Here is a 15,636-nt window from a genome sequence, read left to right on the forward strand (position 1 = left end):
ACTTTGTAGCAAAATGATACAAATCAAAAAAAAAAAAAACGCTCTTTACTTTATAGGCTTATGCCTACATTTTTTTATAATGCGATGTCTTGTATAACAAGGACAAATTGCATTTTAAGGAGAAACAATGTTTCAATTTACCATATCTGTGGGAAATTTTATCGTCAAGCTATGCTATGTGCTAAGTCTTGTTGGTGCTGTTCTTTACGGCATAAGTTTTCTATCGCCCAATAATGTTTTAGGTGGTTTAATGGCTATCATTGCCGGAGTATTGCTAGTCATCTTAGCTTTTTACTTACTTTTTCATTATTGATATTCATCAGCAGCTTATAAATCTTAATGCTAAACTTGATAAGAAAGAAAACAAGGAAAGTCTCTAAATCTCCCATTTTTCAAAGGAGCTTTTAGAATCTGCAATCCACCTTTAAAGTGGATTGCAAGAATTAGTGAGACACCGCTTCACTTGCACCGACACCGCTTTGAGCGCGGAAGTCTTGAGATTCAAAGCCACTTCTATCAATCTCCGCTCGTTTAGAGCCATCAAGCTTAGAGATAATAAAAATTGCTATAAAAGTCAAAGGCATTGTAAAAATTGCCGGATGATCATAAGGGAAAATAGCCACTTCAAAGCCAAAGCTTTTCACCCAAATGCTAGGACTTAAAACAACAAGTGTCAGCACTACAACAAGTCCTATCAGCCCACCCCAAAACGCACCTTGAGTTGTAAGATTTTTCCAATAGATTGAAAGCAACAAAATAGGGAAATTCACACTCGCAGCAATCGCAAACGCAAGTCCCACCATAAAGGCGATATTTTGCTTTTCAAACAAGAATCCTAACGCGATAGCTAAAACCCCTAAGAATATAGTCGCACCTTTTGTTACTCTCATCTCTAATTTAGAATCGCATTTGCCATCTTTGCAGACATTCACAAACAAGTCGTGGCTTATAGCCCCAGCCCCAGAAATCGCAAGACCCGAGACTACCGCTAAAATCGTAGCAAATGCCACCGCTGAAATAAAGCCTAAAAAGACATTGCCACCAAGCACTTCAGCCAAGCTGATTGCTACCATATTTGCCACACCACTATAAGAGCCATCGGGCTTTGTAAATTCAGGATTCCCATAAAGCAAAGCGATAGCCCCAAAGCCGATGATAAAGGTAAGGATATAAAAATACCCAATAAGCCCTGTGGCGTAGAACACTGATTTTCTAGCCTCTTTTGCGTCTTTCACCGTGAAAAATCGCATTAAAATATGTGGCAATCCTGCTGTCCCAAACATCAAAGCAAGTCCAAGTGAAAGGGCAGAAATCGTATCGGGCAAAAACGCACCCGGCGACATAATCGCTTCACCTTTTGGGTGATGAGAAATGGCTTGTGAAAAATAATAAGTAAGATCAAATTTTGTCAAATACAACACCATAATCGCCATAAAACTAGCCCCTGCCAAAAGCAGCACAGCCTTGATGATTTGCACCCAAGTTGTCGCGTGCATTCCGCCAAAGACAACATAGCAAATCATCAAAATCCCAACTAAAATCACAGCAACGCCATAAGGAAGTCCAAAAAGCACTTGTATGAGCTGCCCTGCTCCAACCATTTGAGCGATAAGGTAAAATACAATCACGCTTAATGCTGAAATGGCAGAGATAACGCGGATAGGCTTTGCATCAAGGCGATATGCGGTAATATCAGCGAAGGTAAATTTCCCAAGATTGCGGAACTTTTCAGCGATTAGAAACAATATAATAGGCCACCCAACCAAAAATCCAATAGAGTAGATTAGCCCATCAAATCCATTTGTAAAAACTAACGCTGTAATACCCAAAAAACTCGCAGCACTCATATAATCCCCAGCAATCGCAATACCATTTTGCATACCTGTAATATTGCCACCAGCAGTGTAGAAACCGCTTGCGGATTGACTCTTTTTATTAGATAAATAGGTAATAAATAATGTTGCCAAAACAAAGGCTAAAAACATACCGATAGCAACCGGATTCACATCTGCCTTTGCACCACCTGCATCAAAAGCCGCACCAAATGCAGAGCCACCTGCTAATAAGCCTAACCCTGCAACCAAAAGTTTTGCATTTTTCATTCTCCACCTCCCTTTGCTATGCTAGATTCTGTAAAATTTTTATAATCAATCTCACCATTTTGAAGAGGCTTTATCACATCACTTTCTTCTAACTCACGCAAAATCTCATCTTGATCTTTATCAAAATATGAATTTGCCAAAAAAGTGTAAAGCCCTGTCGCCACAACAGACAAAACAATCAAAAAGATTCCTACAATAATTCCAAGCGTAATTGAGCTAGGTCCCAAACGATAACCAAGCACTTCAGGAGCAAGTCCTACACCTAGAATAAAAATATAGTAACAAGCGAGTATTACCAATGAAAGCACTAAAGAAATTTTGTTTCGTTTAGAAACAAAATTCTTAAATCTAATAATGGCTTTTAGCTGGTTTTGAGATAGTTTCATAACTCTCCTCCTTTTTGTGTATTTTTGTATATTTATGCCACTTATATAGATACTAAAAGTAACATACTCCTATGCTACAATAAAATATATGTAACTAAAAATAATTTATACCAACTCATTTTTAAATGGTAAAAAAGTAACATAACACTATATTTTAATATATTTTTAAGCTAAAAATATAAAAGTAAGTTGAAAATATGTAAGCAAAAAAGAAGCTACTGCAAATGCACAAAATCCTATGAAAATACAAAAAAGAGAGAACAAAAAAGAATCTAGCAGAAAATCCCCAAGCCTACAAAAAGTCAGGCTTAGAGAAACGAGAAAAAAGATTAAAGCTTGTTAGCGTGTTTGCTTAGGTAGTCTGCCACACCTTTAGCGTCAGCTTTCATGCCTTCATCGCCTTTATTCCAGCCCGCTGGGCATACTTCGCCGTGTTCTTCAACAAACAGCATAGCATCAACCATACGAATCATTTCATCAACATTGCGTCCAAGTGGCAGGTCATTAATCACAGCGTGGCGAACAACTTTATTTTTATCAATCAAAAAGCTCCCGCGAAGTGCAACCGCACCATTAAATAGCACATCATAATCGCGTGAGATTTGCTTTGTCAAATCTGATACCATAGGGAAGCTCACTGCGCCAATCCCACCTTCATTGACAGGCACATTTCTCCACGCAAAATGCACTTCTTTAGAATCAATAGAAACGCCAATCACACTTACACCACGCTCTGCAAAGTCTTTCACGCGTTTATCAAATGCAATAACCTCGCTTGGACACACAAATGTAAAGTCCTTTGGCCAGAAAAACACTACGGCACCATTTTTGCCAATATTGTTATACAAATTGAAGCTGTCTTCAAATGTCCCATCTGCCTTAATTGCCTCAGCCGTAAAATCCGGTGCTGGTTTTGTAACTAACATATCAAACTCCTTAAGAAAAAATATTGATAATAAATCTATTATCATAGGCGTAATTGTATTTTATGCAAGTAACTCAATCCTAAATGATAATTTATTTCTTTTAGATTCTTTTGTTTTTCACATATTTTTCACCCCAAAAGCTAGAATCTAGCCTTTTCAAGCCATTTTATAGAATCTAAAATATAAATCTTAAAAACAAATCCTAACCTTCGCCCAGTAGCTCCTGCCCGGCTCGTAGATTCTCGTTGTTGGGGCTATGTCACCTATACCTACGCCATTTTTAGAGAGATGATAGGCATAAAGCGTATTTGTGAGATTATCCACACCAGCAAGTAGCATAAAATATTTGCGTTTATAGCCACCATAAAGATTCAAAGTTACAAAGCCCTGCATCCTGCCTAAATCCTTGCCAACCACACTACCATAATCAAGCATATAGCGGTGCTGTGCCGCATTAGCAATCATATCCAAACGCAAAAGCCACCCACCATTATCGTAAAAAGCTGAAAGTTGCCCTTGTAATGGTGGAATCTGTGGCAGTGGTGAGCCAACTTTAAATCCTGCTACATTTTTTAGATTCTCCGCATAAATGTAGGCAAGTGAGCCATAAAAATGTAAGCTTTTCCACGCGATATATTCTGCCTCAAGCTCCCCACCGCCCAAAAACACATTTGTATTAAACGCATTTGTCGCACTTCCATAATGTAGCACAATATAATCCGCAATATGCGACATAAATGCCGAAGCCTTAGCATTAAAGCTATCCACTTGATACACAAGCCCCATATCAAGCTGCGAATTTGTCTCTGGCTTTAGCTCCATACCCCCACCCTTGCTCCGCTCCCAAAAGTCCGCACCCCTTTGGGCTACACCCACGCCACTATATAATGTCAGCGTATCAAAATACTTCTCATACCGCAAAAAACCGCTACCAAGGTGATTTTGCACCTCTTTATCTGTGCTGTGTTGCAAGGTGGAGAGCGTATCATATCTTGCCCCAAAGGCTATGCTATGACTAGATTCAGGCATATACTGCCCTTGTGCGAAAATACCCAGCGTTTGAAAGGTAAAGTTTGGCTTGTAAGCTTGATTTAAAACTGCATTTGCCTCATTCTTGCTTGGGCTGTCTCTTAGCATACGCGAAGCGTGAAAGTCGTGGTTATAGTTCCCACCCACATAGAGTTCCCACGCATTTCCAAAGTAAAATTTTCCCTCCACTCTCCCACCGGTATTTGTGCGTTTAGGGTTGCTGACATTATATTTATTATCCACAACTTGCCGATATGAAAAATTATCCATAATATGATCAATCTCATTCCGCCACAGCCGCACTTCAAGACTATCAAAAGTATCGCTAATGTGCTGCTTATACGCAAGATTATATGAGATTCTATCAAAAGTCCTTGCGTCCATTGCCCTATCAGCATACGAGGCATTTCCACGCCCCAAATCAATATCTAGCTCCAAGGCTGTATTTTGCGTTGGTGTGAGTGTGCCTATAAGGCTTACAGATTCTCTATTATAGGCAGAATGCACCACCTTATTATCCCCGGAGCGATAGTCCCTAGATTCATAATGCGAGTAGATTGCTTGAATCTAGCCATATTTGCCCCCAGCCAACACATTTGCATTTGCATCAAATCTTCCAAAACTCCCATACAACGCACTGCCATCAAAGGTAAATTGCGATTTACTAAGTCTTAAAATATCACGATCAAATAGCACCCCACCGCCAATCAACGCCCCATACCGCACATCTTGAGAACCTTTTAAAATGCTAATACGATTATAGTTTTCAGGGAAAACATAAGTGATAGTTGTATCCATTCTCCCGCCACACGCACCGCTTAGATTCCCACCATTAAGAAAAATAGGCAGTCTTCAAGCACCTTGAGCGCGAAAGGCGATTTCACTGCCACCACCACCCTTGCGTGTCATTGAAAAAGCTGGAATCTGCAACATAGACTTTGCCACATCACCACTATGCAAGGGCGTATCCCTACCTTGCCAAGACAGATGAGTGGGATTTTACAATACATCTCTTTGCAAAGCAACCACAACTGAAGGGGGCAGTTTTCTCTCTCTAGCAGGATAAGCTTTAGAATCTTGCAAAGTATGAGATGAATCTGCGTGAGCTTGAGTAGCAGGCAAGGGATTCTCGCTGATTAGAGTATCAGCATAGCCCACACTTAGCATATTTACACAAATGCAGACTTGCCAAAAACGCCTTTTCACACTCATTCTCCACCCCTTATCTGCCATTTCAAGCCACCCAACATCTCACTCCACATTCCCAATAAAGATGAGATTCTAATAAAACAAGGTAAAATAAAAGATTTTGCAAAGCAAAACAATATTCTACTACCTTTAATCTATCACGCCTTTATGACAATTAATTTTTCTTTGTTATAAGACATATGAGAAATAGTTTTACCCTTTACAGATAATATCAAAAGGAATCTTATGCAAAAATGTGCGTTTTTTGATAGAGATGGTGTGATTAATGAAGATTTGGGCTATGTGTATAAAAAAGAGGATTTTGTCTTTTGCAATGGGCTTTTTGAGCTTTTAGCCACGCTTAAAAAGCAAAACTATTTGTTGCTAGTAATGACAAATCAATCCGGCATTGCACGAGGCTACTATACGCAAGAAGAGCTTTTTATTTTACACCAATATATGCAAGATACGCTCACACATAAGCTAGGATTCTGTTTTGATAGAATCTACCACTGCCCACATCTGCCAAGCCAAAACTGCGAGTGTAGAAAGCCAAATATCGGTATGGTAAAGGCTGCGTTAAAAGATTTTGAGATTGATTTAAAGCAGTCGTTTTTTGTAGGCGATAATATCACAGATATGCAATGTGCGGAGAATGCGGGTATTTGGGGTAAATTTTTGCTACAAAAAGATGAAAAAAATACTGAATCTAGCCAACACAACATCAAAAATCTACAAAAAATTAGCACTTTGCACCAACTCCATAGTATAATACAAGCCACCAAACCATAAGGCAAAAACATTTTCAAGGAGTAGGCAATGAAATACATTTATGATGATTTAGCGGATAAAAAGATTCTTATTACCGGTGGGGCGGGATTTATCGGGAGCAATCTTGCATTTTATTTTCAAAAGCACCACCCACAAGCCCAAGTTTTTGTCTTTGATAAATTCCGCAATGATGAGCTTTTCCCAAGTGGGAATCCAACTTCTCTAGGGCATTTTAAAAATCTCATCGGTTTTAAGGGCAATGTGATTGTAGGCGATATTAACAATGCTAAGGATTTAGAAAAGCTAAGGGCGTATGATTTTGACATTATCTATCATCAAGCGGCTATTTCTGATACCACCGTTCTCAATCAAGAGCTTGTGATGAAAACAAACCACGAAGCATTTTTAAACCTCCTTGAGATTGCTAAAGATTGTGAAGCTATTATGATTTATGCCTCTTCAGCAGGGACTTATGGCAACTCCCCCGCACCAAACATCGTAGGACAGGGTGAAAATCCAGAAAATGTATATGGATATTCTAAGCTTTGTATGGACGAAAGTGTAAGAAAAATCCTTCAAAATGAGTCGCACCGCCACATCATCGGGTTGCGATATTTTAATGTCTATGGGGAAAGGGAGTTTTATAAAGGTAAAACGGCTTCTATGATACTTCAGCTTGGACTACAAGCCCTAGAGCATAAAAAAGTGCGATTATTTAAGCACGGAGAGCAAAAAAGGGATTTTGTGTATATAGAAGATGTGATTCAAGCCAATGTCAAAGCCATAGAAGCCCAAAATGGCGGAATCTACAATGTCGGCAGTGGAAAAGCACGAAGCTTTAATGACATTGTTGCTACTCTCAAAGCTGGGCTTGGGGACTTTGAAGTAGAGTATTTTGATAATCCTTATAGTTTTTTTCAAACACACACAGAAGCGGACATCACGCAAACACAGCAGGATTTATCCTACACGCCACATTTTAATCTTGAATCTGGCATAGAGCGATATCTACAAGAGATTAAAAACATTTTTGCTAACAAAGCTCACAAATAGGGTGTGGAAAATGTTTAACCTTGAGACAAAAAGTCCAAAGATTCTCGTTGTTGGGGATTTGATGATAGATCACTATGTATGGGGGGATTGTGAGCGTATATCGCCTGAAGCCCCCGTGCAGGTTGTGGAAGTCAAAAATGAGAGCAATCGTTTAGGCGGGGCGTGCAATGTTGTGCATAATCTTGTGGCGTTGAATGCTGAAGTGTTTGTGTGTGGTGTGATTGGCAGTGATGATTCTGGCACTTGGCTTGGGGATAGGCTAGAATCTATGGGCGTTGATATTTCTCATCTTTTTGTGGATACTTCCCGCCCCACGACTAAAAAAACCCGCATTGTCATTGGCAATCAGCAGGTGTTGCGTGTGGATAGGGAGAGTAAAAAACCCATAGATTCTACAATACAAGAAAACATTATGCAGAGAATCCACGCTGTGCTAGATATAGTGGATTGCGTGATTGTGAGTGATTATAACAAGGGGCTTTTAATTGCTGAACTCACGCAATTTATCATTACTTATGCTAAAAATAAGAGCAAACTTGTGCTATGTGATCCAAAAGGAGTAGATTACAGCAAGTATAGCGGTGCGACACTGCTCACACCAAATAAAAAAGAGGCTCAACTCGCCACGGGCATTAATATCACGGATAAAGATTCTCTTATTCAAGCGGGTATGAAGCTCAAAAATGAATGCAACCTTGATATTTCACTTATCACCTTAAGCGAAGATGGCATTGGAATCTTTGAAAATAACACATTACATCAAATCCCCACAAAAGCTAAAGAAGTCTATGATGTTACCGGAGCTGGAGATACCGTTATTGCCGCACTTGGCTTTGCTTTAAGCAGTGGCTGTGATATTGTAAAGGCTTGTGAGTTTGCCAATATCGCTGCAGCTGTGGTTGTAGGCAAAGTCGGTAGTGCTGTGGCTACACATAGTGAGATTCTACAATACCTTAACGCTGAGCCTTCTCATTTGCATAATATAGAATCTAAATTCATCGCACAAGAAGCCCTTATGTCTTTACTCAAGGGGCTTAAGCAAAGCAGGGTTGTTTTCACAAATGGCTGTTTTGACATTCTCCATAAAGGGCATATCACCTATCTTAACAAAGCTAGAATGCAGGGCGATATGCTGATTGTGGGGCTAAATAGCGATGATTCTATCCGCCGTCTTAAGGGCAAAACTCGCCCCATTAATAACCTAGAAAATCGTGCGTTTATGCTCTGTGCGTTAGAATGTGTGGATTATGTAGTGAGCTTTTCTCAAGATACGCCCCTAGAACTCATTAAAGCCTTGAAACCCGATGTGCTTGTCAAAGGTGGGGATTATCACAATAAAGAAGTTGTAGGTAGGGAGTATGCTAAGGAAGTCGTGCTGATAGACTTTGTAGAGGGGTATTCCACGACAAATATTATAGAATCTCTACAAAAAAAGGAGTAAAATATGAAAGCATTTATAGAATCTGAATTTCACGCCCATATCCAAAGTGTGAATAAGATTTTCTCTCTCACAGAGGAAATAGAAAAAGTCGCTAAAATCTTAACAAGTGCCCTTGATAAAGGCAATAAGATTCTCATCTGTGGCAATGGCGGAAGTGCCGCTGACGCACAGCATTTCGCCGCTGAACTCACCGGCAGATACAAAAAAGAACGCAAAGGCTTAAGTGCTATTGCTCTAAGTGTAGATACCTCCGCCCTTACTGCCATTGGCAACGACTATGGCTTTGAGTTTGTTTTCTCTCGGCAGGTGGAGGCTTTAGCCAAAAGTGGCGATGTGCTTTTTGGAATCTCCACAAGCGGAAACTCCGCTAATGTCCTAAATGCCGCAAAAGTCGCAAAAAGTTTAGGAGCAATGGTAGTGGGTTTGAGCGGAAGAGATGGTGGGGCATTAAACCAAGTGAGTGATATAAATCTTGTTATGCCAGATAATGACACACCTAGAATCCAAGAGCTACACATACTTGTGATACATATTTTGTGCGATATTATTGAAAAAAACTGCCTAGAAAAGTAAAGATTAATGTTGCTGCCAAAAACGCTAGATTCTATCCATAGTATAGAAAAAGAAAGCTTCAAAGACACACTGAGTGATATGCTCCACACTGATGGACTAAATGTCGCTTTGGCAGATTTAATCTTTGGGCATTATTTTGTCTATACGCTCTTAGGCAATGGAATCTTGCAGCCTGTCTTTGTTTATGAAGGGCAGATAAGCTATAAGCACTCCCTTGCCAAAGGGCTGCCAAAGCTCCATTTCTGCCAATGCAGTGAGATACAAAATGACTTTAGCTTAGAAAATAAAGCCCACACGCTATCCCACCGCCACTATCTTGCTAAAATCACAAAACGCAACGCCTTTAGCTTCACTATCAAGCAGGGCTTAAGCGATGTGGGGCTGTATAATGACTATCCGCTAGAGCTATGCTCAATGTGTAGTGATATTTTAGAATCTATGCGAGAGGGGCAAGTTATTGACAGCACACTTAGCGTATATTTGTTTAATCAAAGTTTTTTAGAGCTTTTAGAAAAAAACGCGGAGTTAAGGCAAAAAGAGATAACTGCCCTGCAATTTGCCAACCTTACTTGCTATAAATGCAAAAATCTTATTGACATAGATAACGATATCTGGATACAAGTTATGCCAAACAACACACTCAAAGTGTCTTGTTGCTAGATCTTGTAAAGTGTAGGCTACGCCCTGAATCTACATTTTAGATTCTAGAATTTAAAAGAGATGTGAAGCCTACTTCTTACCCTTTTTCTCCGCTTTAGTGTCGTGCTTATCGTGCTTGTGAATCCACTGCTTAATCTTAGTAAAGCATTCTTCAAACAGATTCTTATATGGCTCACTCTCTACCCCAAAACTCTCTTGGAGCTTCTCTACTAGGGCTTTTTGCTCACTATTTAGTTTTGGTGGATAAGTGATTTTAATCTGCGCGACAAACTTCCCTCTATACGCACTATTAACATCTTTTACCCCCTCATTATCAAAGACAAACTGCTCCTTATCACGCGTATTTGGTGGGATTTTTAGCTCTAGCTCCCCACGCAGTGAAGGGATTTTAAGCGTTGTGCCAAGCACGATTGAAGTGAAAAACACCGGCACTTCCATATAGATATTTTCTCCATCACGCACAAACACTTCATCTTCTGCCACACTCACCGCAATGTATAAATCCCCTCTTTTTCCATTCTTATCCGCATTTCCCCTGCCACCAATGCGGATTCTATTGCCATCATCAATACCTTCTGGGATACTCACTTCAAAGCTTTCACTACTCATCTCAAATGCAGAGCCTTTACATTTTGGGCATTTTTCAGCACTTTTTTGCCCAGCCCCCTTACAAGTAGGGCAAGTTTGAGCAAATGTCATAAAGCCCTGTCGCATATATACCTGCCCCTTGCCACCACAATCTTTGCAAGTTTCAAGTTTGCCATCTTTTGCACCTGTGCCTTTACAATCACCACAAGCAACTTTAAAGCTATTATGTATCTCTTTTTTACAGCCAAAGACTGCTTCTTTAAAGCTTAGCTCAAGCCCGATAATCTCATCAAGATTATATGCCCCTTTACTTTTTTGACTTGAAAAGCCAAAGCTCCCACCAAACGCAGATTCAAAAATTGAACCCAAGTCGCCAAAAATATCGCTAAAATCTCTCCCGCTAAAACCGCTGAATCCAGAGTTTTGCAAACCTTCTTTGCCGTATTTATCATAAATTTGTCGCTTAGAATCATCGCTCAAAACCTCATAGGCTTCATTGATACGCTTAAATTGCTCTTCAGCATTCTTATCATCAGGATTCCTATCAGGGTGATATTTTAATGCCATTTTGCGATATGCTTTTTTGATTGTCTCTTTGTCGCTTGTGCGTGTGATTTCAAGGATTTCATAATAATCAAATGTCTCCAAAACCCGCTCCTAAATTGTAAAAAGATAAAAATAAAAAACAGGATTGTAGCAAAAATTTATAAGGCAAAGTTAAATTCTTTAGCGTTATGATTGCACCCTTTATTTTACACGCTCGCACCCACCCAACAAAAGGCATAAAATGAATAGCTACAAATCAAGCCTTAGGGCTTTTGCAGACCTTATCGCCGCACTTGAAAAACTCCCCACCATCGGCAAAAAATCTGCTCAAAAAATGGCATATTCTTTGTGCGTGGAAAATAAATTCCTAGGCTTAAATATCGCCCACGCCATTGAAAATGCTGCCCTTGTTGTAAAAAAATGCAATAAATGCCTTGGGCTAAGTGAAAGTGAGATTTGTGAAATCTGCCTTGATGATACGCGGCAAAATGGGGAGCTTTGTATCGTGGCAAACTCACGCGATATTTTTACTATTGAGGAGATGGGGGAGTTTCAGGGGCGGTATTTTGTGCTAGATTCACAGCAGGATTTAGAACAGATTGACTTTTCATTACTCAATCACAGAATCCAAGCAGAATCTATCCACGAAATCATCTTTGCCTTAACCCCTAGTCTTGCCAATGAAGCTATTATGCTCTATATTGAAGATAAGATTAAGCCTCCATTAGATACACCCTTGCAATTTAGCAAAATCGCTCAAGGTGTTCCCACAGGCATTGGGCTAGATTCTATTGATCAGCTTTCACTTTTAGCAGCCTTAAACTCACGCGTAAAACTCTAAAAAAGCAGTTTTTAAGGATTTTATTAATTTTTGATTTGTAGAATTGTCGCGTTGATTTATTCCAACAACGAAAGGATTGAAAATGAAAAAGTTGCTTTTTCTTACACTTTTAAGTTTTGCTAGTTTTGCGTTTGCAGAAGCTCCTGCAGTGTTTAAAAAATGTATCGCTTGCCACGGTGCTGATGCTAAAAAAGTAGCTCCGGGAAGTAAAGGTGGTGTTACCATTGCTGGTATGGCTAAAGATGAGCTTGTCAAAGAGCTTAAAGGCTATAGGGCAAAGACTGCTGATAACGGCGGTGCTAAGGCTATTATGTATGGTCAAGCAGCGAATTTAAGCGATGCTGACATTGAAGCTTTAGCAGATTATATCTCTAAACTTCCTAAATAAATACCTTTGCGGAGCAATCCGCAGGGCTTTTTCCACTTCATTATGGCTGAAATTATTTTAGATTCCAAAGCTTACAAACACAATCTTAATCTCATACATTCACATATCAATTCACACAACAAGTCAAATGTAGAAATTGCTGCTGTTTTAAAAGACAATGCCTATGGACACGGACTAAAAGAAATGGCTACAATAGCAGCTGAATATGGTATTAAGAGTGTATTTGTCAAAAATTACAATGAAGCGATACAAATCTATAAATTTTTCCCACAGGTAACGGCTTTTTATGGTATGCCGCAGGGAGATTTTGCTAAAAATATCGCCTTTGTTATCCACGATGAAAAGCATATCTCCGCCCTGCCACAAGGCACAAAAGTAGAACTCAAAGTCAATGTCGGTATGAATCGCAATGGCATAGAGCCTAGCGAGTTAGAAAGCTTTATTCAGGCAATTTTACAAAAAAAGCTAGAGCTTATCGGTGTGTTTTCACATAATGGCTATGGTGATGACTTAGATTCGGTGTTTTTCCACACACAAAGCAATTTTGCTAAACTCAAGCAAGAAGTGCTTCATTTAAGTCAAAAATATGGCTTTGCACCGCCAAGATTCCACTCCCTTAGCACATCTGGGGCGATTCGTGTCGCAAGTGAAGGGGGCATCACAGATGATTTAGTCCGCATAGGCATAGGTGCGTATGGCTATCTTGATGTGAGCTTTGAAAACCCCATAAGTGATAAATTACAAAAAGTCGCCTCACTCTATGCCGATAGAGTTTCTACACGCTTTTTGGACAAAGGAGAGCGGATAGGATATAGTGGCTGCACGACTTTAAATTCCCCACAGGTTGTAAGCACCTATGACATCGGCTATGGCGATGGCTTTTTCCGTGTAAATGAAAATCACAAAGTGTATATCGCAAATGGCTTACAGATTCTGCCGCGTTCATCTATGGATTGCTTTTCGTGCTTTTGTGATGAGCCTAGAATCTGTGTGTTTAATGATGTAACCCACCTTGCTAAAGCCTTTGGCACGATTAGCTATGAGATTTTAACTCACCTATCCCCCAGCATAAAACGCACTATTATTTAGCCTATGCACTCTGCAAGATTCTATCCCTTTAGCCACAGCCCCTTGCAATGCCACTTTAACGCATCTTCAAGGGATTTTGTCGTCAAAGAAATTCCGCTTTATGAGCCAAGTGGCAATGGGGAACATTTGCTAATTTATGTGCGAAAAAAGGGCTTAAGCACCTTTGAAATGCTTGAACTTTTCTCGCAGATTCTAGGTATAAAAGTGCGTGATATAGGCTATGCAGGGCTAAAAGACAAAGCCGCTACCACCTATCAATACATCAGCATTCCTCGCCATTTAGAATCTCGCCTAAATCTCATCTCGCCTATTTTGCAAGAGCATAACATTAAGATTCTAAATCTCCACGCCCATAACAACAAGCTCAAAATCGGGCATTTGAAAGGCAATGAATTTTTTATGCGTCTTAAAAAGCTCCTACCGCATAATGCTACAAAGCTAGAATCCACACTTGAACTCATCGCTCAAAGTGGCTTTCCAAACTATTTTGGCGACCAACGCTTTGGCAAAGAGGGAGATAATTTCCAAAGTGGTAAGGCAATTATCCAAAATAGTCTTAAAATCAAAAATAAAAAGATGAGTAATTTTCTCATCTCCAGCTATCAAAGCCACCTTTTTAACGCTTGGTTAAAAACGCGTTTGCAGTTTTCACAGATTTTGCATAGCTTTAGCCCAAACGAAGTCCTAAACGCTCTTTTCCACGATGATTTTAAAGCCCTGCATAGCCCACACTACACGCTAAATCTCATAAAAACCCTGCAAAAACAAAAACAACATTTTGTGCTTTTGCAAGGTGATGTGATGTGCCATTATCCCTATGGCAAAAACTTTATCTGCGAAGATGAAATAGCAGAATCCCAGCGTTTTATACTTAAAAATACCGCTCCAACAGGGGCATTATGCGGCTTAAAGCTCACTCACGCACACAATCTAGCCAAAGACATAGAATCTCACTTTTTAGATTCTGCTATCAAGGCAAATGGCACAAGACGCTATGCGTGGGTATGGGCAGAGCAAATTAAAGGCAAATATATCGCGGAAAAAGCCCAATACGAGCTACAATTCTACTTGCCAAAGGGGAGCTATGCGACTATTTTTTTAGAAAGTTTGCTAGGGCAACAGAATCTTTAGGCAAAAACCCTTAACCACCTAGCAAATTCTATCACCACAACACCGCAAAACCCACAACACAAGCTTTACACAAAAAGCAGATTCTGTTTTTTCATCGCTTCAAAAATAATCTCATAGCCCTTTAATGCCTTTTCATCACACAAAACCCACTCATTTAAGCCTTCCAAGCTCATCATATGTGCGATTTTAGAATCTGATTTTCGTGCATTTTGAGAGAGCATCATTTCCACAAATGCGTCCCTTAAGCCCTTGTCAAAGTCTTTTGAAAGCGTGAAATTACAATGACAATACTCCGCTCCTACATAAAAGCTTTTTAGCTCACTATAACTGCCCTCTTGCAAGATTCTAGCCCAAGTGCCAGAGCCAATAGCCCCCGCGTCAAGCTCCCCACTGCGTATTTTATCTAGCACATCAAATTCACTCCTGCCCGTATCGCCGTGCTTCCCCACATCGCTATTAAAGCGATAAATGCCTACCGCATTACTTGGAGCAGATTCACTTAAACTTGACATCTCCTGTAATGTCAAAGTGCAATCTTGCAAAAAATGTAAAGGCATAATCGCCGCCTGAGCTGAATCTAAGCTCCCAAGCCCAAACTTCTTGCCCTGCAAATCCTGCAAATCTTTCACGCCATTTTCCCTTGTAATAAACACGCTTTGAAAGCCTATATCCGTATCACGCATTAAAATCGCTTCCATTGCATTATCACTTGCCACTTGAGAGCGGATATAGGCGACATTTGTATTCCACGCAATGTCAATCTTTTTTTCCATAAGCCATTGCACTTGCCGCTCATAATTGCTAAAAAGCACATAATCTAACCGAATATCCTTAAAATACGCATTTGCATATTCCCTAATAATATCCCATATCGGCACAATTTGCGGTGCATACGCCACCGCTCCTACAATAATATGTCTCATT

At 39.9% G+C, this 15,636-nt stretch carries 18 protein-coding genes; 10 read left to right on the forward strand and 8 right to left on the reverse strand.

Features of this window, described 5'->3' with window-relative positions:
• Positions 1 to 127 precede the first annotated feature (127 nt).
• Positions 128 to 313: a hypothetical protein gene (locus HCCG_RS08035; protein ID WP_014666451.1), complete on the forward strand. Its 186-nt coding sequence runs from the start codon at positions 128 to 130 to the stop codon at positions 311 to 313.
• 130 nt (positions 314 to 443) lie between these two features.
• On the opposite strand, the gene HCCG_RS08040 is transcribed toward HCCG_RS08035, so the two are convergent.
• The 6 genes from HCCG_RS08040 to HCCG_RS12600 all read right to left on the reverse strand — a co-directional run bounded on the left by HCCG_RS08040 (position 444) and on the right by HCCG_RS12600 (position 5,655).
• Positions 444 to 2,102, reverse strand: a complete 1,659-nt coding sequence (locus HCCG_RS08040) for a cation acetate symporter (RefSeq protein WP_034548428.1) — start codon at positions 2,100 to 2,102, stop codon at positions 444 to 446.
• Positions 2,099 to 2,488, reverse strand: coding sequence for a DUF485 domain-containing protein (locus HCCG_RS08045; protein ID WP_002956996.1), 390 nt, complete (start codon positions 2,486 to 2,488; stop codon positions 2,099 to 2,101). The genes HCCG_RS08040 and HCCG_RS08045 overlap by 4 nt, the downstream gene beginning before the upstream one ends.
• 329 nt (positions 2,489 to 2,817) lie before the next feature.
• Positions 2,818 to 3,414, reverse strand: a complete 597-nt coding sequence (locus HCCG_RS08050; RefSeq protein WP_002956997.1) for a peroxiredoxin — start codon at positions 3,412 to 3,414, stop codon at positions 2,818 to 2,820.
• A gap of 189 nt (positions 3,415 to 3,603) precedes the next feature.
• The gene (locus HCCG_RS08055) at positions 3,604 to 4,953 is read right to left on the reverse strand and encodes a TonB-dependent receptor domain-containing protein (RefSeq protein ID WP_002956998.1); all 1,350 of its coding nucleotides are present in this window, start codon (positions 4,951 to 4,953) and stop codon (positions 3,604 to 3,606) included.
• Between the two features lie 57 nt (positions 4,954 to 5,010).
• Entirely contained in the window at positions 5,011 to 5,292 is a 282-nt protein-coding gene (locus HCCG_RS12595; RefSeq protein ID WP_281728999.1) for a TonB-dependent receptor plug domain-containing protein, read from the reverse strand.
• A 150-nt stretch (positions 5,293 to 5,442) separates the two neighbouring features.
• Positions 5,443 to 5,655: a hypothetical protein gene (locus HCCG_RS12600; protein ID WP_014666448.1), complete on the reverse strand. Its 213-nt coding sequence runs from the start codon at positions 5,653 to 5,655 to the stop codon at positions 5,443 to 5,445.
• 222 nt (positions 5,656 to 5,877) lie between these two features.
• Between HCCG_RS12600 and HCCG_RS08070 the strand changes: the two genes are divergently transcribed.
• The 5 genes from HCCG_RS08070 to HCCG_RS08090 are packed head-to-tail and all read left to right on the forward strand — an operon-like array spanning position 5,878 to position 10,129.
• The gene (locus tag HCCG_RS08070; protein ID WP_002957000.1) at positions 5,878 to 6,423 is read left to right on the forward strand and encodes a D-glycero-alpha-D-manno-heptose-1,7-bisphosphate 7-phosphatase; all 546 of its coding nucleotides are present in this window, start codon (positions 5,878 to 5,880) and stop codon (positions 6,421 to 6,423) included.
• Positions 6,424 to 6,450: 27 nt separating this feature from the next.
• The gene (rfaD, locus tag HCCG_RS08075; RefSeq protein ID WP_002957001.1) at positions 6,451 to 7,455 is read left to right on the forward strand and encodes an ADP-glyceromanno-heptose 6-epimerase; all 1,005 of its coding nucleotides are present in this window, start codon (positions 6,451 to 6,453) and stop codon (positions 7,453 to 7,455) included.
• Positions 7,456 to 7,465: 10 nt separating this feature from the next.
• Complete coding sequence (gene rfaE1 / locus HCCG_RS08080) at positions 7,466 to 8,896, forward strand: D-glycero-beta-D-manno-heptose-7-phosphate kinase (RefSeq protein ID WP_014666447.1); 1,431 nt, start codon at positions 7,466 to 7,468, stop codon at positions 8,894 to 8,896.
• A gap of 3 nt (positions 8,897 to 8,899) precedes the next feature.
• Positions 8,900 to 9,469: a D-sedoheptulose 7-phosphate isomerase gene (gene gmhA, locus HCCG_RS08085; RefSeq protein ID WP_002957003.1), complete on the forward strand. Its 570-nt coding sequence runs from the start codon at positions 8,900 to 8,902 to the stop codon at positions 9,467 to 9,469.
• Between the two features lie 6 nt (positions 9,470 to 9,475).
• On the forward strand, positions 9,476 to 10,129 hold the full coding sequence (locus HCCG_RS08090) for a hypothetical protein (RefSeq protein WP_002957004.1): 654 nt from the start codon (positions 9,476 to 9,478) through the stop codon (positions 10,127 to 10,129).
• A gap of 69 nt (positions 10,130 to 10,198) precedes the next feature.
• Here HCCG_RS08090 and dnaJ read toward each other — a convergent pair whose 3' ends face one another.
• Positions 10,199 to 11,365 carry a molecular chaperone DnaJ gene (gene dnaJ / locus HCCG_RS08095; protein ID WP_002957005.1) on the reverse strand — a complete coding sequence of 389 codons (1,167 nt, stop codon included), beginning with the start codon at positions 11,363 to 11,365 and terminating at the stop codon, positions 10,199 to 10,201.
• A gap of 139 nt (positions 11,366 to 11,504) precedes the next feature.
• Between dnaJ and recR the strand changes: the two genes are divergently transcribed.
• The 4 genes from recR (at position 11,505) to truD (ending at position 14,712) form a co-directional block, all read left to right on the forward strand.
• Complete coding sequence (gene recR / locus HCCG_RS08100; RefSeq protein ID WP_002957007.1) at positions 11,505 to 12,104, forward strand: recombination mediator RecR; 600 nt, start codon at positions 11,505 to 11,507, stop codon at positions 12,102 to 12,104.
• An 82-nt stretch (positions 12,105 to 12,186) separates the two neighbouring features.
• Complete coding sequence (locus HCCG_RS08105) at positions 12,187 to 12,492, forward strand: c-type cytochrome (RefSeq protein ID WP_002957008.1); 306 nt, start codon at positions 12,187 to 12,189, stop codon at positions 12,490 to 12,492.
• A gap of 42 nt (positions 12,493 to 12,534) precedes the next feature.
• Entirely contained in the window at positions 12,535 to 13,581 is a 1,047-nt protein-coding gene (locus HCCG_RS08110) for an alanine racemase (protein ID WP_002957009.1), read from the forward strand.
• A gap of 3 nt (positions 13,582 to 13,584) precedes the next feature.
• Positions 13,585 to 14,712 (forward strand): tRNA pseudouridine(13) synthase TruD, encoded by a 1,128-nt coding sequence (truD, locus tag HCCG_RS08115; RefSeq protein ID WP_002957010.1) that lies wholly within the window; start codon positions 13,585 to 13,587, stop codon positions 14,710 to 14,712.
• A gap of 65 nt (positions 14,713 to 14,777) precedes the next feature.
• Here the strand turns inward: truD and HCCG_RS08120 are convergent, their stop codons facing one another.
• Positions 14,778 to 15,635: a phosphate/phosphite/phosphonate ABC transporter substrate-binding protein gene (locus HCCG_RS08120; protein WP_002957011.1), complete on the reverse strand. Its 858-nt coding sequence runs from the start codon at positions 15,633 to 15,635 to the stop codon at positions 14,778 to 14,780.
• Position 15,636 lies beyond the last annotated feature (1 nt).

It is taken from the genome of Helicobacter cinaedi CCUG 18818 = ATCC BAA-847 (assembly GCF_000155475.1).
GTDB lineage: Bacteria > Campylobacterota > Campylobacteria > Campylobacterales > Helicobacteraceae > Helicobacter_C > Helicobacter_C cinaedi.